19 protein-coding genes and 1 tRNA gene are annotated in these 19,589 nt (G+C 31.7%); 11 read left to right on the forward strand and 9 right to left on the reverse strand.

The features are described from left to right. Window position 1 precedes the first annotated feature (1 nt). Window positions 2-74: transfer RNA gene (locus L992_RS10630), tRNA-Gly, on the reverse strand. A 106-nt stretch (window positions 75-180) separates the two neighbouring features. Continuing rightward, entirely contained in the window at window positions 181-1,974 is a 1,794-nt protein-coding gene (gene hflX / locus L992_RS10635) for a GTPase HflX (protein ID WP_047396174.1), read from the reverse strand. A gap of 180 nt (window positions 1,975-2,154) precedes the next feature. Here hflX and L992_RS10640 point away from each other — a divergent pair, with 180 nt between their 5' ends. From L992_RS10640 to L992_RS10685, 11 genes are all read left to right on the forward strand, one after another. After that, window positions 2,155-3,327 (forward strand): dicarboxylate/amino acid:cation symporter, encoded by a 1,173-nt coding sequence (locus L992_RS10640; protein WP_047396176.1) that lies wholly within the window; start codon window positions 2,155-2,157, stop codon window positions 3,325-3,327. Window positions 3,328-3,564: 237 nt separating this feature from the next. Further along, window positions 3,565-5,196: a Na/Pi cotransporter family protein gene (locus L992_RS10645; RefSeq protein ID WP_047381735.1), complete on the forward strand. Its 1,632-nt coding sequence runs from the start codon at window positions 3,565-3,567 to the stop codon at window positions 5,194-5,196. 52 nt (window positions 5,197-5,248) lie between these two features. Next, window positions 5,249-6,376, forward strand: a complete 1,128-nt coding sequence (locus L992_RS10650; protein WP_047381733.1) for an aminotransferase class V-fold PLP-dependent enzyme — start codon at window positions 5,249-5,251, stop codon at window positions 6,374-6,376. A gap of 50 nt (window positions 6,377-6,426) precedes the next feature. Beyond that, window positions 6,427-6,552: a hypothetical protein gene (locus L992_RS13845; protein ID WP_255359923.1), complete on the forward strand. Its 126-nt coding sequence runs from the start codon at window positions 6,427-6,429 to the stop codon at window positions 6,550-6,552. A 43-nt stretch (window positions 6,553-6,595) separates the two neighbouring features. Beyond that, the gene (gene pyrB / locus L992_RS10655) at window positions 6,596-7,660 is read left to right on the forward strand and encodes an aspartate carbamoyltransferase (protein WP_047396179.1); all 1,065 of its coding nucleotides are present in this window, start codon (window positions 6,596-6,598) and stop codon (window positions 7,658-7,660) included. A gap of 28 nt (window positions 7,661-7,688) precedes the next feature. Then, on the forward strand, window positions 7,689-8,492 hold the full coding sequence (locus L992_RS10660) for a dihydroorotate dehydrogenase electron transfer subunit (protein ID WP_047396182.1): 804 nt from the start codon (window positions 7,689-7,691) through the stop codon (window positions 8,490-8,492). Window positions 8,493-8,505: 13 nt separating this feature from the next. Continuing rightward, the gene (locus tag L992_RS10665; protein WP_047381772.1) at window positions 8,506-9,426 is read left to right on the forward strand and encodes a dihydroorotate dehydrogenase; all 921 of its coding nucleotides are present in this window, start codon (window positions 8,506-8,508) and stop codon (window positions 9,424-9,426) included. Window positions 9,427-9,464: 38 nt separating this feature from the next. Then, window positions 9,465-10,187, forward strand: coding sequence for an orotidine-5'-phosphate decarboxylase (gene pyrF, locus L992_RS10670; RefSeq protein WP_047381725.1), 723 nt, complete (start codon window positions 9,465-9,467; stop codon window positions 10,185-10,187). Then, complete coding sequence (locus L992_RS10675; protein WP_047381723.1) at window positions 10,178-11,383, forward strand: dihydroorotase family protein; 1,206 nt, start codon at window positions 10,178-10,180, stop codon at window positions 11,381-11,383. The genes pyrF and L992_RS10675 overlap by 10 nt, the downstream gene beginning before the upstream one ends. Beyond that, window positions 11,376-11,999, forward strand: a complete 624-nt coding sequence (pyrE, locus tag L992_RS10680; protein WP_047381722.1) for an orotate phosphoribosyltransferase — start codon at window positions 11,376-11,378, stop codon at window positions 11,997-11,999. Before L992_RS10675 ends, pyrE begins: the two co-directional genes overlap by 8 nt. Before the next feature lie 130 nt (window positions 12,000-12,129). Further along, complete coding sequence (locus L992_RS10685) at window positions 12,130-13,323, forward strand: pyridoxal phosphate-dependent aminotransferase (protein WP_047381720.1); 1,194 nt, start codon at window positions 12,130-12,132, stop codon at window positions 13,321-13,323. Window positions 13,324-13,342: 19 nt separating this feature from the next. Here the strand turns inward: L992_RS10685 and L992_RS10690 are convergent, their stop codons facing one another. From L992_RS10690 to hemW, 7 genes are all read right to left on the reverse strand, one after another. Beyond that, the gene (locus L992_RS10690; RefSeq protein ID WP_197053421.1) at window positions 13,343-14,575 is read right to left on the reverse strand and encodes an NAD(P)-dependent oxidoreductase; all 1,233 of its coding nucleotides are present in this window, start codon (window positions 14,573-14,575) and stop codon (window positions 13,343-13,345) included. 56 nt (window positions 14,576-14,631) lie between these two features. After that, on the reverse strand, window positions 14,632-15,789 hold the full coding sequence (locus L992_RS10695; protein WP_047381718.1) for an iron-containing alcohol dehydrogenase: 1,158 nt from the start codon (window positions 15,787-15,789) through the stop codon (window positions 14,632-14,634). Between the two features lie 66 nt (window positions 15,790-15,855). After that, a complete protein-coding gene (locus L992_RS10700) occupies window positions 15,856-16,221 on the reverse strand; it encodes a MerR family transcriptional regulator (protein WP_047381716.1) in 366 nt (121 codons plus the stop codon). A gap of 59 nt (window positions 16,222-16,280) precedes the next feature. Next, window positions 16,281-17,273, reverse strand: a complete 993-nt coding sequence (locus tag L992_RS10705) for a 7-cyano-7-deazaguanine synthase (protein ID WP_047381715.1) — start codon at window positions 17,271-17,273, stop codon at window positions 16,281-16,283. A gap of 17 nt (window positions 17,274-17,290) precedes the next feature. Further along, complete coding sequence (locus tag L992_RS13190; protein WP_052191671.1) at window positions 17,291-17,806, reverse strand: cell division protein SepF; 516 nt, start codon at window positions 17,804-17,806, stop codon at window positions 17,291-17,293. Between the two features lie 15 nt (window positions 17,807-17,821). After that, window positions 17,822-18,493, reverse strand: coding sequence for a YggS family pyridoxal phosphate-dependent enzyme (locus L992_RS10715; RefSeq protein ID WP_047381713.1), 672 nt, complete (start codon window positions 18,491-18,493; stop codon window positions 17,822-17,824). A gap of 16 nt (window positions 18,494-18,509) precedes the next feature. Next, the gene (gene hemW, locus L992_RS10720; protein WP_047396185.1) at window positions 18,510-19,586 is read right to left on the reverse strand and encodes a radical SAM family heme chaperone HemW; all 1,077 of its coding nucleotides are present in this window, start codon (window positions 19,584-19,586) and stop codon (window positions 18,510-18,512) included. Between the last annotated feature and the right edge of the window lie 3 nt (window positions 19,587-19,589).

A 19,589-nucleotide genomic window follows, 5' to 3' on the forward strand; every position in this document is an offset into this window, starting at 1 on the left:
GAGCGGGAGACGAGGGTCGAACTCGCGACATTCAGCTTGGAAGGCTGACGCTCTACCAACTGAGCTACTCCCGCAATCACAAAAATATAGTATCATAATATAAGAATAATGTCAACAACTTTTTTTAAAAAAATAAAAAATAAAAAATAAAAAAGTCGAAATAAATCGACTTTTAAAAAATTAAATTTCTTTGATAATAAATTTTGAACATTTATTGTAAACTTCATCACTTACAGTTGCAACAACTAATGTACCTTCTCCCTCATATGATTCACTTTCAATAATAGCGTTTCTATGAAGATAAGCGTTGATAGAACTTTCAGAATAAGGAATTAAAAGTTCTATTTTTTTCATAGTTCTAGGTAGAGCCTCAGTAACCCTATCTAAAAGTAAATCTATATTTACCTCATTTTTTGCACTTATTTCAACAATTTCCATATGAGAGTAAAGTTCTTTTAATTTAGCAATCTGTTCCTCTGTAGCAACATCACATTTATTAAGAGCTAAAATTGTAGGTTTATCAAAAGCTCCAAGTTCAGTTAAAACATTTTCAACTGATTTGATTTGCTGAATCACAGTATCGCTAGAAGCATCAACAAGATGAACTAAAAGATCAGAGAAAATAACTTCTTCAAGAGTTGATTTGAAAGCTTCAACTAAATCATGAGGAAGTTTTCTAACAAAACCAACAGTATCAGTAAGAGCAGTTATTCTTTTATCAGGTAAAATCATAGTTCTTGTAGTAGCGTCAAGAGTAGCAAATAACATATTTTCAGCAAAAACAGCTTCTTTTTTTACTGTGTTATCACTTGGATACATATCTACAAGAAGGTTTCTAAGAGTTGATTTTCCAACGTTTGTATATCCAACAAGAGATACTCTAGGAATACCAGAACTTTCTCTTTTTGTTCTTTGAAGAGCTCTAATTTTTTTAATTTTCTCTAATTCTTGTTTAAGAGCAAAGATTTCATCTTTTATTCTTCTTCTATCAATTTCTAACTTTTTCTCTCCAGGTCCTTTAGTACCGATTCCACCACCAGTTCTAGACATAACACTTCCTAAACCGATAAGTCTGTGGCTTCTATACTTAAGTTGAGCTAACTCTACTTGAATTTTAGCCTCTCTAGTTCTTGCTCTTCTAGCAAAAATTTCAAGAATTAGAATAGTTCTATCAATAACTTTACATCCAGTAACAGCTTCTAAGTTTTTAATTTGAACTCCACTTAACTCTTCATCAAAAATTATAAGATTTGCATTTTTAATCTGTCTTAATAGAGCTAGCTCTTTAACTTTACCACTACCTATGTAGAAAATGTTATCGATTCTTTTAATTTTTTGGAATATTCTTCCAGCAACATTAACTTCACATGCTCTAGCTAATTCTTCAAGTTCGTCTAAACTTTCTTCTGAATCAACACCAACTACAATAGCATATTCACTATCATCCTCAACAACATCACTTTTTCTAAGTTCAGCTTCAATTTCTAAAGCTTTATCTAAATAGTCAATTGAAAGTGTTTTTTCTAAAGAGAGATTTTCAATCTCTTCGTAAGTTAATTCTTGATTTTCAATTTTACAGTAACCAACGTTGATACCTGTAATTTCAGTTTCTCCAACTCCAATAGCTAAGATTGCATCTAACTTTAACTTTAAAAGAGCTGAAATATCAATCATAGAAAGCTTAGAATATCCATTCGGGTGAGTATGTATAACTTTTACTCCACTCAACTTTTTACTAGAAATCTCAAGAATAGGTAGTTCAACACTATTACTATCTCCAATTGCAACTTCTAAAATTTTTCCTTTTCTATCTATTGAAACACTAATTTCACGATTAATAACTCTTGTCATATCTGTAATAAGTGCAACAATTTCAGGGTTAACAAGTTTACCTTTTTCAACTGTCATACTATAAATAGTATCTAATTCAGCTAAAATGGAGTCTCTAATACCCTCAACATTACCTTTTATCATATTTCACATCCTTAACCCTTAATATAATTAAGATTTTTTATCTTAATTATATTACATATATAAGAAAAATACAAATTTTCTAACATATATACAAAAAAAGTTTGCAAATCCGGATAAAATGTAGTATTAATTATATAGTTAGTTCTTTTAATAAACAAATTTTAGCGCTGGGAGGAAAAAATGAAAAAAATTGGTCTTTTACCAAAATTAATTTTGGCGATTATAATCGGTATTGGTGTGGGTATGCTAGGAATGGAGATGCCTGTAAGAGTATTAGCAACGTTTAACGGTATTTTTGGAAACTTTTTAAAGTTCTCAATACCACTTATTATAATAGGGTTTGTTGCACCGGGAATTGGGGAACTTGGAACTGGAGCAGGAAAACTATTGGGAATTACAACGGCAATAGCTTATATTTCGACAGTATTATCAGGGTCGTTTACATACTTTGTAAACTCGGCAGTGTTTAAGATGATATTAAAAACAGGATCTATGATTTCAACTGCTGATAATCCAGAGCACTCATTACTATCTGGTTATTTAACAATAAATATGCCTCCAATAATGGATGTTATGACAGCACTATTAACTGCGTTTATTTTAGGAATAGGAATAGCGATAGCAAAAGGTCATGCAATTAAAGATGTAATGAATGAATTCCAAAAGATAGTAGAAGGAATTATAAGAAATATAATTATTCCATTCTTACCATTACATATAGCAGGAATTTTTGCAAATATGACTTATGCAGGTCAAGTTGTAACAATTTTATCTGTATTCTCAAAAGTATTTGCTGTAATAATTTTACTTCATATTACAGTTTTATTGATAATGTATTTTATAGCTGGTGGATTATCAGGAGCAAATCCAATAGTTTTAATAAAAAATATGTTACCTGCATATTTTACAGCCATAGGAACACAATCTTCAGCTGCAACTATACCAGTGACTTTAAATCAAACTAAAGAAAATGGTGTAAACCCAGGAATTGCGGAGTTTGTAGTACCTTTATGCGCAACAATTCATTTATCAGGAAGTACAATAACTTTAGTAAGTTGTGCGATGGCAATAATGATGTTAAATGGAATGACAGTAACATTTGGAACAATGCTAGGATTTATATTGATGTTAGGTGTGACAATGGTTGCAGCACCAGGAGTTCCAGGTGGAGCAGTAATGGCTGCCTTAGGAATAATAGAGACAATGTTAGGATTCCCTCCGACATTAACATCTATAATGATTGCATTATACTTAGCTCAAGATAGCTTTGGAACTGCATGTAATGTAACAGGAGATGGAGCAATTGCGATTGTTGTAAATAAAATTGCAGGATTTAAACTTGAGAAAAAATAAATCTAAATTACTTTTTTGTTTTAAAGAAACTAACTAAATAAAGGATTGAAAGGGGGTATGAAAATAAAATACCCCTTTTTTTAATACTAAAAATAAAGTTTAATGTTAAAAATGTGTAAAAATTAAGTTAAATTTGGGTTTTTTATTTTACAATTTTTAAAATACGTGATAGAATTTAGCTAATTGACTATTTAATCAAAAAAAAATTAAAATAAAAAATAGAATTTAGGAGGAAAAATGTACTTAGATATCTTTTTTAAGGTTCTAGGAGGACTGGGTCTATTCTTATATGGAATGGAGAACATGTCTAAAGGAATGCAAAAAATGGCAGGAGAAAGATTGAAAAAAATCTTAGCTATGCTTACAACAAATCGTTTTATGGCCATCGGAATGGGAGTGTTTGTAACAGCATTAGTTCAATCATCATCTGTAAGTACTGTAATGACAATAGGATTTGTAAACGCTTCATTATTAACACTAAAGCAAGCTTTAGGGGTTATATTAGGAGCTAACATTGGAACAACAATAACAGGATGGATACTGGTTCTAAAAATAGGAAAGTATGGACTTCCAATGGCTGGAGCAGCAGCTATATCAACGATGTTCTTCACTAGTGAAAAAGCTAGAACAAGAGCTATGGCAATAATGGGACTAGGATTAATATTCTTCGGATTAGAATTAATGAGTGATGGATTAAAACCATTAAGATCATTACCTGAATTCGTAGCTTTATTCCATGCATTTACAGCAGATACTTACTTTGGTGTTTTAAAAGCAGCTGCAGTAGGGGCTCTTTTAACAGCGGTAGTTCAATCATCATCAGCTACACTAGGAATTACGATAACTTTAGCTGTTCAAGGGTTAATTGATTATCCAACAGCAGTAGCATTAGTTTTAGGAGAGAATGTAGGAACTACAATAACTGCACTGTTAGCTTCATTAAACGCAACAGCGAATGCAAAAAGAGCAGCGTATGCTCATACGATAATAAATATAGCTGGAGTAGTTTGGGCCACAACAATCTTTAGACCATATTTGATGTTCTTAGAGAACTTATTAGATCCAGCGAATAACTTAACAGCAGCAATTGCAACCGCTCACACAATGTTTAACGTGTTGAATGTAGTTATGTTTATTCCGTTTACAGGATATTTAGCTGATTTCTTATGTAAAGTTGTAAAATCAGATTCACCAGTAGCTAAAGAGAGAGTAACTCATTTAGACATATTAATGGCGGATACTCCATCAGTAGTAGTTGAGCAAACTCAAAAAGAGATTTTAGCTATGGGAACTCAAATAAAAGAGATTTTTGCAGACTTAGATAGCGTGTTTTCTGGAAAAGAGAAGATTGATACTCAAGTTGGAAAAATTGAAAAGTTAGAGGATACTTTAGATTTATTCCAAAAAGAGATTTCAGATGTAAACTTCCATATTTTAAATGGAACATTAGATTGTGCTAATACAGAGGATACGAGAGAAAACTTACAAACTTGTGATGAGTATGAAACGATAAGTGACTACTTATTAAGAATTGCAAAGACATTAAAGAAGATGCAAGATAATGGAATTGAGTTAAACGAGTATAAGAGAGCAACTTTAAATCAATTACATAATAATGTTGAAGACCTATTTAATGATATCAATAGAGCTTATGAATTAAGAGATAAGGATCTATTTATAGGTGCTATTAAAAAGTGTAACTACATTAAAGATGAATATAAGAGAGCAAGAGCAGAGCACTTAGAGCATGTTTCTGAAAATGTAATGCCAGCAATGTTAAGTACAGGATATATGGATATCTTAAATAACTATAGAAGAATAAAAGATCATTTATACAATATAGTTGAAGTTTTTGCAAAAATAAACTAATATAAAAAGAGAGGAGAGATCCTCTCTTTATTATTTTTAAGAGGAGAAAAATATGAAAACTTACTATTTTGACAATTCAGCTACAAGTTCCCCAAAACCTGAAGCAGTTTATAGTTCAGTTGGAATTGCAGTAAGAGAGTATAGTGCTAATCCAGGAAGAGCAGGTCATAGAAAGGCTTTAGAAGTAGCCAGAAAAATATATGAGGTCAGAGAAAAAATTGCCAATTTTTTTGGAGTTAGAAATAGTTTGAATGTTGCGTTTACAGCTAATGCGACAGAATCACTAAATTTTGCTATAAAAGGAGCAATTCCAGAAGGAGCACATGTAGTAACAACAAACTTTGAACATAATTCAGTACTTAGACCGTTGTATTATATGAGAGATGAAAAAGATATAAAACTTACATTTATAAATACATATTTAGATTTAGAAAAAGCCATAACACCAGAAACGAAAGCAGTTGTTATGAACCATATATCTAATGTAAATGGAACAATTCAAAAGATAAAAGAAGTAGGAGATATTTGTAAAAAAAATGGAATACTTTTTATACTTGATGCATCTCAAAGTGCAGGATATATCGATATAAATATGGAAAGAGATAATATAGATATTCTGTGTTTAACAGGTCATAAATCACTTTTTGGAATTCAAGGAATAGGAGTGATTGCGCTGAGAGAAGGTATTAAAATTGAACCTATTCTAGAGGGAGGAACAGGAAGTTTTTCAAAGCTTCAGAGACAACCTAAAGAGATGCCAGAGATGTTAGAGGCCGGAACTCTCAATACTCCTGGGATTATAAGTTTAGGAGCAGGAGTAGATTTTATACAAGAGATAGGTATAGAAAATATAAAAAAACATGAAGATGGATTAGTTCTTAAATTTTTAGAAGGTTTAGAGCGATTAGAGAAAGTTAAAGTTTATAAAAGTTTTACAGAGAATCAAGCCCCGGTTATAAGTATAAATATGGATGGGGTTGATTCTGGAGATCTTTCAAGTATATTAGATGAGGAGTTTGGAATATTGGTAAGACCTGGATATCATTGTGCACCATTAGCTCATGAAGCTATTGGAACTTATGAAACAGGAACAGTTCGTTTTTCATTTGGTTTTTTTAATACAGAGGATGAGGTCGATTATCTACTTCAAACATTAAAAAATATTGCTTTACAAATTTAAAATCGTATGTTATACTTTTCAAAGTGTAAAAAAAACGAGGAGGATAAAAAGTGAAGAAATCGTTAAGTATTTTTGGATTTAAGCAAGAAGAAAAAAAGAAAAAAGCGCTATTTTCATTATTTTTATCTTTTGATTTTAATATTAATATATGGAATAGAAGTTACATTAATTTGTAATTTCTATTCCTTTTTTTTTAATCAAATTTTCTAAGGAGGAAAAATGAGAGATTTTATTTCGATGAAAGATTTTACAAAAGGGGATATTTTAGAAGTTTTAAGAGTGGCAAAAGAGTTAGAGAAGAAAAATGAAGAACTTTTGAAAAATAAAATAGTTGGAAGCTTATTTTTCGAACCTTCAACAAGAACTAGATTATCATTTACATCAGCGGCTTATAGATTAGGAGCAAAAGTTTTAGGGTTTGATTCTCCAGATGCAACTTCATTAAAAAAAGGTGAGACATTGAGAGATACAATAAAGATGACAGAAGCTTATTCGGATGTAATTGTTATGAGACACAATAGAGATGGTGCAGCTCGTTTTGCAGCAGATATCTCAAAAGTTCCATTATTAAATGCAGGGGATGGAGCAAATGAGCATCCAAGTCAGACGATGTTGGATTTATATACGATTCAAAAAGAGTTGGGAAGTATAGAGGGGAAAAAGGTAGCTTTCGTAGGAGATTTAAAGTATGGAAGAACGGTTCACTCATTGACAAAAGCATTAGAGATGTTCAACTGTGAGTTTTACTTTATAGCACCTGAAGTAATTCAAATACCTGAGTATATAACAAGAGAGTTGGATAAAAAAGGGATAAAGTATCATATAATATCTGATTACAAAGAGATATTAAAAGAGATAGATGTTCTTTATATGACGAGAATACAAAAAGAAAGATTTGATAAGATAGAAGATTATGAGAAAGTAGCTGGAGTATATGTAATAGATAAAGAGAGTATAGTTGGAAAGTGTAAAGATGAGATGATAATTCTTCATCCACTACCAAGAGTAGATGAGATTAAAATCGATTTAGATGATACAAAGCATGCAAAATACTTTGAACAAGCAGCAAATGGAGTTCCGGCAAGACAAGCAATCTTCTCAATTGCATTGGGATTAGTAGAGGTTACTAAAAGTGAGATGTTAGAAAAAGATATCAGAAAATCAGAAGAGATTGTTTGTGAGAATCAAAAGTGTATAACAAAATTTGAAGAAACAGATAACAAATATGTTGTAGATAAAGACCATAAGTATTGTTACTATTGTAATAAAGATATAAAAAAATAAAAATTTGAAGATAGATTTGGGAGGAAAAATGTTTTTAGAAGATTGCAAAGTATTAGAAAATCATAAAGTTGGAGAAAATTATTACTTAATGAAAATAGAGTCAGCGAAAGCTTCTCAACATTCAAAAGCTGGACAATTTTTCATGCTAAAGTTAAATAATGAAATAAGAATTTTAAGAAGACCTATCAGTCTTCACTATGTAGATAAGGATAGAAACATTTTAGAGTTTTATTACGAAGTTAAAGGTGGAGGAACAAAAGAGTTTGCAACTCTTAAAGCTGGAGATTCATTAAATATCCAAGGTCCTTTAGGAACTGGATTTACAACTTCTATAAAAGGAAAAAGATGTGTAGTTGTAGGAGGGGGAATGGGAATTGCTCCAACAAAATTGCTTATAGATGAGTTGAAAAAAGAAAATGAAGTAATATTTATAGCTGGTGGAAGAAGCAAGGAAGCTTTAAATATTTTAGGAAACTTAAACTTAGATGAAGTGAAAACATATATAACAACTGATGATGGTTCTTTAGGGGAAAAGGGGAATGTAATATCAGTTTTAAGCAAAGTTTTAGCTGAAGAGAAAATAGATATGGTGCAAACGTGTGGACCACATAAGATGATGGAAGCTGTAGCGGCAACATCACAAAAAGCTGAAGTTTTCTGTGAAGTTTCACTAGAGGAAAGAATGGCTTGTGGAGTTAAGGCTTGTGTAGGATGTTCAATAAAAACGTTAGACGGTATGAAAAAAGTTTGTCATGATGGACCAGTTTTTGATTCAAAAATAATAGTAGATGTAAATCCAAAAGAAAACACTGGATGTAGCTGTGGAAAATAAGGGAGTGGGAAGTATGAATAGATTAAAAACAAATTTTTTAGGAAAAGAGTTTAAAAATCCAATGGTAACATCATCTGGATGTTTCGGATTTGGTTTAGAATATAAAGATTACTTTGATCCAAATGTTTTAGGAGGAATTGTTGTAAAGGGAATAACAATGGAGCCTAGAGATGGAAACTATGGAACTAGAATAGCAGAGACTCCAGGTGGAATGCTAAACTGTGTTGGACTTGAAAATCCAGGAATTGATTATTTCGAAGAGGTTATTGTAAAAAATATAAAAGCTTCTGGAATAGAATCACCAATAATTGTAAATATAAATGGAAAAGTTATAGAGGAATATGTAGAGATAGCTAAAAGAGTTGAACAGATTCCTGAAGTTGATATGATAGAGTTAAATATATCTTGTCCAAATGTAAAAGATGGTGGAATGGCATTCGGTGCAAAACCAGAAGTTGCAGGGGCGGTAACAAAGGCAGTTAGAGAGGTAACAACTAAACCTTTAATTGTAAAGTTATCACCAAACGTAACAGATATAGTTCATATAGCTAAAGTAGTAGAAGAAAATGGAGCAGATGCAGTTTCTTTAATCAATACTCTACTTGGAATGGCAATAGATATAAAAAAGAGAAAGCCAGTATTAGGGAACACTTTTGGAGGATTCTCTGGACCAGCGGTAAAGCCAGTAGCTTTAAGAATGGTATATCAAGTTTATCAAAATGTAAATATTCCTATAGTTGGAATGGGTGGAATATCATCTACAGAGGATGCAATAGAGTTCATGATGGCAGGAGCAACAATGGTATCGTTAGGAACAGGATTATTCACAAATCCAGTTTTACCTGTAGAGATAAAAGCCGGATTGGAAAAATTCTGTGAAGAAAACAACCTAGAAAATATCGGAGAAATAATTGGAGCAGCACACTGTAAATAAAAGTAAAAAGAAGTGAAAGTTAAGGGAGGATTAAGATTATGAATATTAAAGATAAATTAATAATAGCATTAGATTACTCAAACATGGAGGATGCAAAAAATATAGTTGAAGTTTTAGGAGATACGGTTTCATTCTATAAAGTGGGATTAGAATTATTCTTAAACTCAAAAGGAGCAATGGTAGATTATTTAACAGAAAAAGGAAAGAAAGTTTTCTTAGATCTTAAGTTCCATGATATTCCAAATACAACAACTATGGCATCGTTGTTTGCAGCAAGACAAAATGTATTTATGTTCAATGTTCATGCAAGTGGTGGAAGAGCGATGATGGAATCTGTAGCAAAAAGAGTAAAAGAGATAAACCCAGAGATTTTATCGATAGCTGTAACAATCTTAACAAGTTTCTCAGAAGAGGGATTAAAAGAGACTTTCCAAAGTCAACTTTCATTAAAAGATTTAGCATTAAACTTAGCTAAGTTAACTAAAACAGCTGGAATGGATGGGATAGTTTGTTCACCATGGGAAGCTAAGGCTATAAAAGAGTTATGTGGAGAAGACTTTAAAACTGTATGTCCAGGTGTAAGACCTAAGTGGTCTGTAGCTGATGACCAAGAGAGAATAATGACTCCAAAAGATGCAATATTAAATGGATGTGACTACTTAGTAGTAGGAAGACCAATAACTAAAAATGAAAATCCTGTAGAAGCGGCAAAGAGTGTTTTAGCTGAGATAGAGGAAGGAGTTAAAGCGTTATGTTGCTAAAGAACTGTAAGGTTTTATATCATGGAGAAGAGGGTATAAAAGATATATTAGTTCAAGATGGAAAAATTGTAAAAATATATAACTGTTCTGAAGTAGAGGAGTTAGATATTGATGAGATAATAGATGTGGATGGAAACTGGGTATTGCCAGGAGTAATAGATGCTCATACACATATGAGAGATCCAGGACTTGATTATAAAGAGGACTTTGAAACAGGAAGTATGGCCTGTGCAAAGGGTGGGGTAACAACATTTATAGATATGCCAAATACAGTTCCAAATACAACAACTGAGGAGATTCTAACAGCAAAAGAAAGAAACTCTGAGAGTAGAAGCTATGTGGATTATGGATTTCATTTTGGGGGAAGCAAACTAGATAATAGCGAAGAGATAAAAAAAGTTAGAAAAAGAGTAGCTTCAACAAAGATTTTCCTAAATATGTCAACAGGGGATATGTTGGTAGAAGAGGATAAGGTTTTAGAAAATCTTTTCAAGGAATCTAAAATTGTATCTGTGCACGCTGAAGAAGAGATGGTTGATAGAGCGATAGATTTAGCTAGAAAATTTAGAAAACCTTTATACCTATGTCATCTGTCTAAAAAGAGTGAGGTAGAAAAGTTAAGAGCAGCAAAAAAAGAGGGACTAAAAATATATGGAGAGGTTGCACCGCACCATCTGTTTTTAGATTCTAGTATGGCTAACTCATTACTGCTAATGAAGCCAGAGTTAAAAGAGAAAGAGGATAACGAGGCTCTTTGGGAAGGGTTAATGGATGGAACTATAGATACGATAGGAACAGATCATGCTCCTCATACTTTAGAAGAAAAAAATTCAAAAGTGACGTATGGAATACCTGGAGTTGAAAACTCATTAGAGTTGATGCTAAAAGAGTTAAATAAAAAGATAGATATGAAAACTTTACAAAAAGTTATGTCAGAAAATCCAGCTAAAATATTTGGGATAGATAATAAGGGAATTTTAGATATTGGATATGATGCTGACTTAGTAGTTGTAGATATAACAAGAAAAGAAGTTATAAAAAACGAGGATGTAGTTTCAAAATGTGGATGGACACCTTACGTTGGAATTGTTGGAGGGGGAAAAGTACTTTCAACTTTAGTGAGAGGTAAGGTAGTTTATGATGGAAATAGTTTTATAGAAAAAATCGGAGAAGGAGTGAGTTATAAAAATGTCTAGAGAGAAGAATATAGCAAAATCATTATTAGGAACAGAGGCAGTTAGATTAAGTGTAAAGGATCCATTTACTTTTGTTTCAGGAATTAAAAGCCCAATTTACTGTGATAACAGAAAGATGATAGGATTCCCAAAAGAAAGACAAGTAGTAGTAGATGCTTTCATTGAAGTTTTAAAAGAAAAAGAGTTTGATATTGTAGCAGGAACAGCAACAGCAGGAATTCCTTGGGCAGCATTTATAGCTCAAGAGATGAATATTCCAATGGCGTATATCAGAGGAGAAAAGAAAGCTCATGGTGCTGGAAGACAAATAGAAGGTGCTGAATTTGAAGGGAAAAAGGTTATCATAATAGAAGATTTAATCTCTACAGGAGGAAGTTCTATAAAAGCAGTAGCAGCTGCAAGAGAAGCTGGAGCTACAGATGTTGAAGTTTTAGCAATATTCTCATATGAGTTTGAAAAAGCTTATAAAAACTTCGAAGCAGATAGAATTCCTTGGACAACTCTTTCAAATTTTGCGTCATTAATTGATGTAGCAACAGAAGAGAATTACATAGATTCAGAAGATGCAGAAATCGCATTAAAGTGGAATAAAACTCCAGATACTTGGGGAAAATAATAAAAAATATTGAAGAGGAGTAGATTAATCTACTCCTTTTTTAATAAACGAGTAGTTGACTTTAGATAAAAAATATCGTATCATATTTAGAAAAATAAAAATATTTATAACAAAAGCTAGGAGGATCAAAATGAAATTATCAAAAAGAGCATTAGAAATGAATTTTTCACCAATAAGAAAGTTGATTCCTCTGGCCGATGCAGCAGAAGCAAAAGGAATAAAAGTATATAAGTTAAATATAGGGCAACCAAATGTAGTAACTCCGGATTCATTTTTTGAAGGATTACATAACTATCAAGAGAAAATAGTAAAATACTCTCACTCTCAAGGTATTCCACAACTTTTAGAAAGCTTTGCAAAGAGCTATCAGAAGATGGGAATAAATGTAAATGAGGAGGATTTATTAATAACTCAAGGTGGTAGTGAAGCGATAATGTTCGTTTTAATGGCTATATGTAATGAGGGAGATAATGTATTAATACCCGAACCATTTTATTCGAACTATACAAGTTTCTGTCAATTTGCAGGGGCAGAGGTATTACCTATAGAGACAACTATAGAAACAAGTTTTCACCTTCCATCAAAAGCAAAAATTGAATCTTTAATAAATGAAAGAACAAGGGCAATAATGCTTTCGAATCCTGTAAATCCAACAGGAACAGTTTATACTAAAGAAGAGATTGAAATGATAGCAGAGATTGCAAAAGAAAAGGATTTGTATATTATAGCGGATGAAGTGTACAGACAATTTGTATATGATGATATTCCTTATACATCATTTATGCAACTAGAGGATGTAGAAGATAGAGTTATATTAGTAGATAGTATATCTAAACACTATAGTGCTTGTGGGGCTAGAATAGGTCTTATTGCAAGTAAAAATAAAGAACTTATGAGCTGTATAATGAAGTTTAGTCAAGCTAGACTTTGTGTTTCAACAATAGAGCAACATGCAGCAGCAAATTTAATAAATACGATGGATAACTATTTAGAAGATGTAAGAATAAAATATCAAAATAGAAGAGATTTATTATTCTCGTATCTAAATAGAATTCCAGGGGTTGTATGCTATAAACCTCATGGAGCATTCTATGCTTTTGCAAAACTACCAATAGATAATGCAGAGAAGTTTGCGAAATGGTTATTGACAGATTACTCTTATGAAAATCAGACATTACTGCTAGCTCCAGGTCCAGGGTTCTATCAAACTTCTGGAAAAGGAGAGAACGAAGTGAGATTCTCATTCTGTACAAGTGTTGACGATATAGAAAATTCAATGATAATACTTAGAAGAGCTTTAGAAGAATATAATAAAATTAAGTAATATAAAAGAGAGGGATTGATTAAATCAATCCCTCTTTGTTTAATATATTATTAATCATTTTTTTAGCGTCATTAACTGCTGCAACAACGGTTTTAGGACCAGTGACAACATCTCCACAAGAGAAAACATTATCTAGAGTTGTTTCAAAATTATCAGAAACAACAACAGTTCCCCATTTTTCAGTGCTAATTCTATCCTCAGATGAAACTATATTTTTCTTAGGACCTTGGCTGACAGCAACAATAACTGAACTGTATTTAACAGCGATATCGCTATCTTCTAAAGTAATAAGTTTTTTTCTTCCAGATTCGTCAGTCAGTGATTCAGTTCTTAAGAAAATCATTTTATCATCTAAAATCTCTTTTGGAGCGTAATAGAATTTAAATTCTACACCATCCTCTTTTGCTTCGGCTATTTCAACTTTAGTAGCAGGCATATCCTCTTCTCCACGTCTATACATAACAGTCACAGAGCTTCCCAGCCTTTTAGCAACTCTTGCAGCATCCATAGCAACATTTCCACCACCAATAACTAAAACATTGTCACCTAAGCTGTATGATTCAGGAGATACAAGATAGTTTATAGCGTAGTGAACATTACCTTTTGTTTCTCCTTTGATATCCATTGGTTTTGGATTCCAAACTCCTGTAGTAATAATAATATATTTGAATCCATCATCTTTTAAGTTTTGAATACTATGTGTTGGACCAACAAGAGTATTATATTTTATTTTTACTCCAAGGCTTAACAGATATTTTTCAAAAGTATCAGTTAAATCTCTAGAAAGTCTAAATTCAGGAATTCCATATCTTAAAACTCCACCAAGCTTAGAGAATGCTTCAAAAATAGTTACTTTAAACCCCTCTTTAGCTAAAAGAATAGCAGATGTGATACCAGCAGGTCCACCACCGATAATAGCGACATCAATATTATTGTTTTCTTTTTTATCTAAAGGAAGAGTTGAAAGATACTTTGTAGATATCTCTTTTTCAATCAATGGGAACTCAACAGGAGTCTCTTTGATTCCTTTTATACAATGACCTTTACATTGCTCTTCATGAGGGCAAACTATAGAACAAAATATAGAAAGTGGGTTGTTTAAAAATAAAGCCTCCCCAGCTTCAGCTATTTTATTTTCTTTAAACAGATTTATAATGTTAGGAATATCTGTTGATATAGGGCAGTGTATTTTACAAAGTGGTTTTTTGCAGTTTAAGCAACGATTTGCTTCATGTATTAAATCTATATTCAAAATAATCACCTCTTTAAAAAATGGCTGAGAAAAACTTCTCAGCCTCTAGAAATATATTATAATGCTTTTTTAAGAATTTCTCTACTAATTTCTAAAGTTAAATCTCCAGTTTCAGAAAGAGCAGTTCTATTATTATTGTTTAAAGCTTCGATTAGATCTTCAATTCTCTCTGCTGTTATATCATAGTCAGAAAGATGAGTTTTAACCCCTAAATCCTCAAAGAAAGCACGAGTTTTTTGAATCGCCAACTCTATTTTTAGATTTTCATCTGCTTCAGTTATATCCCAAACACGCTCAGCATATTGGATTAATTTAGCTCTCTTTTTATCTTTTCTAATCTCCCAGATAGCAGGTTGTAGAATAGCAAGAGTTTTAGCGTGATCTATTCCAAACATAGCCGTAACTTCATGACCAATCATGTGAGTAGTCCAGTCTTGTGGAACTCCAGCACCGATAAGACCATTTAAAGCCATAGTAGCACACCAAACGAGATTTGCTCTAGCGTCATAATTTGTAGGCTCATCAATTGTTGTTTTACCAATCTCTATTAAAGTTTTTAAAATCCCTTCAGCAGTTCTATCTTGGAATCTTGCATCTACAGGATATGTAACGTATTGTTCAACTGTATGAATAAAAGTATCTATTATTCCGTTGGCAACTTGTGTAGTTGGAAGAGTAAAAGTTAAAGTTGGATCTAGTATAGAGAACTTAGGGAAAGTAAACATACTAAATACAGGAACCTTTAAATTTTTATGACTGATAACAGCACCGTTATTCATCTCTGATCCAGTAGCTGGAAGAGTTACAACAGTTCCCATTGGAATAGCACTGTCAACAGGAGCTAAGTCAAACTCTGGAGTAAGTAAGTCTAAGCAATCTCCTTCGTATCTAGAAGCTAAAGCTATAAACTTAGTTCCGTCCATAACAGAACCACCACCTACAGCAAGAAGAAAATCTACATTTTCATCTTTTGCAATTTGTACAGCCTTCATAAGTGTGCTATATTGAGGATTTGGTTCAATACCACCAAATTGAAATATCTCTCTACCAGGAAGATTTTGAATAACCTTATCCAAAGTTCCAAACTTATTAACCGAACCTCCACCATAAGTAATCAAAACTTTTGCATCCGCAGGAACTAAACTATTTAATTGATCTAAAGTATCTTTTCCAAAAACAATGTGTGTTGGATTATAAAAATTAAAATTTAACATAAAATCAACCTCCTATTTGTAATTAGTCAGATTATAAACCTTAGAGATGACTCTAAGTCAACAATTTTATTCACAACAAATAGAATTATTTTCGTACCATGCAATTTTAGCATCTAATTTTCTAAGATTACTATTTAAATCTTCTATTTGTTCTAAGATTTTTTTTCTATGTTCAAGAAGAATAGTTTTTCTTTCCTCTTTAGTATGATCTCCTTTTAAACTTAAATCGACAATAGCTCTAATATCTTCAATTGTCATTCCAGTATTTTTTAAACATTTTATGATTTCAATCCAAAAAACATCATCTTCAGTAAACTCTCTAATACCATTTTTATTTCTAGCAACAAAAGGCATTAATCCACATTTATCATAGTATCTAATTGTGTAAGATGAAAGTCCTACCATTTCAGATACATTTTTTATAGTATACATAAATTTCTCCTTTAAACAGTAGATTCAAAAAACAGCTAAGATTTCTCTTAGCTGTTTTGTTACATTGTAATTTGATATTTAGCAATCTCTTCACTTAAAGCTTCTAGATTCACAGCAGGAATAGTAACATCTTCTCCGTTTATAAGAAGAGTTAATTCCGCATTTCCTTTTACTTTAGAGTATCTAGAGAAAAGATTTAAAGCAAAATCGATTTGCTCTTTAGAAAGATCTCCAAATCCAACCATGTGTGGACCAGGAACTTCTTTTCCTCTAATGAATAGAGAACCATAAGATTTAAATTCATTTATTTTAATGTTATCATCTTGTTCTCTTCCAACGATTAAGTATTTTCCTTTTTCAAATCTGAAGAATCTTCCAATCTTTAAAAGATGGAATAGATTAGAGTGTTCATCTTCTAAAAGGCCATCCTCTTCTAAAATACGTAATCTTTTTGAGTAACCAGGGTCAGTTAAAAGACATCCACCACCAGGTGTTGGATAATCAACAATTCCAAATTTATCCATTAACTCCATTTGAGTTTTTCTACTTCTTCCTTGAATATCAAGAAGTTTTTCTCTATCAACCCATCCTAATTTTTCAGGCTCACTTTCTGGTAAAAGCTTAGCTGATAATGGTCTTACAATAAGATTTTCAAGTCCAGGTGACATAGCCTTAACTTTTTCTAATGCTTGGTAGTTTTGTGACATAGGTCTTTGTCCAAGAACTTCACCAGAAATTATGAAAGAAGCACCGAACTTCTCCATAAGATCTCCAGCTGTTTTAAACATAAGAGCGTGACAATCAATACAAGGATTCATATTTTTTCCACGTCCATGCACAGGATTTTTTAAGATTTCAGTATGAGCGCTAGTAAAGTTAACATACTCAAGTTGAACTCCAAGTTGCTTGGCCATATTTTCAGCCTTTTCATTTTTTCCACCAAAGAAGTGTGAAACAAAGTTAAGAGCGATTACTTCTATACCTTGATCTTTTATAATTTTTATTGCTAGAGCACTATCAAGTCCTCCAGAAAAAAGTGCCAATGCTTTCATTTATTAACCTCCATTAATTATTCGTGGTCAATATCTAAAAAAGTATTTTGTTTCAAATCATTTTTCCCGTCGTATAGGAAGTTGATATTTTTAGGAACAGATGTAAATACATTTCTACTAATTGGAATCCATTTAGCTTCTTTTATATTTATAGCACCACTTAAGAAATCAAGAATTCTTTGGGCATCTTTTCCATTTACATTTTCTAGATTTAGTGTAACCACTTTATCATTTTTTATATAATCTGCAATTTTTCTACATTCTGCAAAACTTTTAGGGTTTACGAATATAGTTTGACAATCCTCTTGAACTGTATTGTTAATAGGTGTTTTAATCTCAGCTCTAGGAACCGTATTATTAGTGAAAGGAGGAAGAATATCCTCTTTAGAATTACTAGCAGCAGTAAATCTAGGAACAGGAATAGATTCATTTTCCTCTTCGTACTCTTCGTACCCTTCCTCTTCAGGATCGAAAGTAAGTCCAACACTATCAGTAAAATCTTTAAAAGCATTTTTAAATTTAGTAATTTTCATTGAAACCTCCACAAATTATTCAAATATTTTACTACCTACTCTTATTAGAGTAGCTCCTTCTTCAAGAGCGATTTTATAGTCATTACTCATTCCCATAGAAAGTTCAGATAAGCTATTATTGAAGTAAAGAGTGTTCATCTCCTCTTTTAATTCTCTTAACTTTCTGAAACCTGCTCTTATTAATTCCTCATTATCAGTATATGGAGCCATAGTCATAAATCCTTTAATATTTACATTTTCTAACTCTAATAAGTCTGGAATATCATTTAAAAAGTCAGTATATTGATATCCCTCTTTACTTTCCTCTTCAAATAAGTTTATTTCGATAAGAACATCAATTGTTCTATTGTGCTCTTTAGCTCTTTTATTTATCTCTTGAGCAAGGGATAATTTATTGACAGAATGAATCATGTCAATGAATGAAGCTATATATTTCACTTTATTTTTTTGAAGATTACCTATAAAGTGCCACTTATGTTCTATAGAAAAATCACAAAGTTCTTCATATTTTTTAGTTAATACTTGAACTTTATTTTCACCTAAAGTTCTACCACCATTAGAAAGAACCTCTTTTATAATTTCAGTATCAACATATTTTGTTACAGCAATTAAATTTACCTTTTCAGGATAAGGTGAATGTTTATTGATGTCTATTAAAATTTCATTTATATTTTCTGAAATTCCCACAATCTCCTCCTAATAACTAAATAAATTTGTCAAAGACATCGTTGGCCATAAGGACACCTTTTTGAGATAGTGTATAGTTAGAATTGTTTTTAACTAAAAATCCATCTTTAACTAGCTCATCACAAAGATCAATATATTTACCTCTAGGAGTTATTCCATCTGGAATAATTCTTAGTCCTAATATATATTCATAAATCTCTTTTTCGTCATCGTTGACAAATTCTTCTTCTAAGATTGGTTTTACATTATCTAATATTTTACCATAATATTCAGGAAACTTTAAGACATTTTTATATCTAACGTTTTCGAAATATCCAGAAGCACCAATACCAATACCTAGATACTCCTCATTTTTCCAGTACTTTGTATTATGTATAGCTCTTTTTCCTGGTAGAGAAAAATTTGAAATTTCATAGTGGATATAACCATTTTTTTGAGCACTATCTATGATTAACTCATACATAGAAGCTTCTAAATCATTTTCAGTTTCTTTATATACACCAGCTTCGAGCTTTGCAAAAAAATCTGTACCCTCTTCCCAAATCAAAGAGTATATAGAAAAGTGCTCAGGTTTTAAAGAGAAAAGATGATTTAAATCATCTTTTAAATCATCTATACTTTGGTTAGGAAGTGAAAACATCAAATCCAAACTGATGTTTTCAAATCCAGCTTTTCTAGCTAAAAAGAAAGCTTCCTCTCCTTGAGAAGAGGAGTGTAATCTACCAAGCATTTTAAGTTTTTCATCGTTAAAACTCTGAATACCAATACTAACTCTGTTTATTCCGGCATCTTTAAAAAGTTTAAACTTTTCAAAATCGACAGTTTTAGGATTTACTTCTAGGGTAACTTCAGCACCCTCTTTTATGTCTAAATTAGATAAAATTCTTTTAACTTGTTCAGGAGTTAAAAGAGATGGAGTTCCACCACCAAAATAAACAGTTTCAAGAGGGAATTTTGGATACATATTGATTTCTGAAATAATTGCATCTACATATTTCTCTCTTTCTTCAACAGTAGATTTAAAAGATAGAAAGTCACAGTAGTTACATTTATTTAAACAAAAAGGAATATGTATATACATTCCACTAAGCATAAT

Source organism: Cetobacterium sp. ZOR0034, from assembly GCF_000799075.1.
Lineage (GTDB): Bacteria > Fusobacteriota > Fusobacteriia > Fusobacteriales > Fusobacteriaceae > Cetobacterium_A.

Coding starts and splice junctions, on each gene's coding strand:
- hflX (WP_047396174.1), bottom strand. CDS start 1,974: ATGATAAAAGGTAATGTTGAGGGTATTAGAGACTCCATTTTAGCTGAA.
- L992_RS10640 (WP_047396176.1), top strand. CDS start 2,155: ATGAAAAAAATTGGTCTTTTACCAAAATTAATTTTGGCGATTATAATC.
- L992_RS10645 (WP_047381735.1), top strand. CDS start 3,565: ATGTACTTAGATATCTTTTTTAAGGTTCTAGGAGGACTGGGTCTATTC.
- L992_RS10650 (WP_047381733.1), top strand. CDS start 5,249: ATGAAAACTTACTATTTTGACAATTCAGCTACAAGTTCCCCAAAACCT.
- pyrB (WP_047396179.1), top strand. CDS start 6,596: ATGAGAGATTTTATTTCGATGAAAGATTTTACAAAAGGGGATATTTTA.
- L992_RS10660 (WP_047396182.1), top strand. CDS start 7,689: ATGTTTTTAGAAGATTGCAAAGTATTAGAAAATCATAAAGTTGGAGAA.
- L992_RS10665 (WP_047381772.1), top strand. CDS start 8,506: ATGAATAGATTAAAAACAAATTTTTTAGGAAAAGAGTTTAAAAATCCA.
- pyrF (WP_047381725.1), top strand. CDS start 9,465: ATGAATATTAAAGATAAATTAATAATAGCATTAGATTACTCAAACATG.
- L992_RS10675 (WP_047381723.1), top strand. CDS start 10,178: ATGTTGCTAAAGAACTGTAAGGTTTTATATCATGGAGAAGAGGGTATA.
- pyrE (WP_047381722.1), top strand. CDS start 11,376: ATGTCTAGAGAGAAGAATATAGCAAAATCATTATTAGGAACAGAGGCA.
- L992_RS10685 (WP_047381720.1), top strand. CDS start 12,130: ATGAAATTATCAAAAAGAGCATTAGAAATGAATTTTTCACCAATAAGA.
- L992_RS10695 (WP_047381718.1), bottom strand. CDS start 15,789: ATGTTAAATTTTAATTTTTATAATCCAACACACATTGTTTTTGGAAAA.
- L992_RS10700 (WP_047381716.1), bottom strand. CDS start 16,221: ATGTATACTATAAAAAATGTATCTGAAATGGTAGGACTTTCATCTTAC.
- L992_RS10705 (WP_047381715.1), bottom strand. CDS start 17,273: ATGAAAGCATTGGCACTTTTTTCTGGAGGACTTGATAGTGCTCTAGCA.
- L992_RS13190 (WP_052191671.1), bottom strand. CDS start 17,806: ATGAAAATTACTAAATTTAAAAATGCTTTTAAAGATTTTACTGATAGT.
- hemW (WP_047396185.1), bottom strand. CDS start 19,586: ATGCTTAGTGGAATGTATATACATATTCCTTTTTGTTTAAATAAATGT.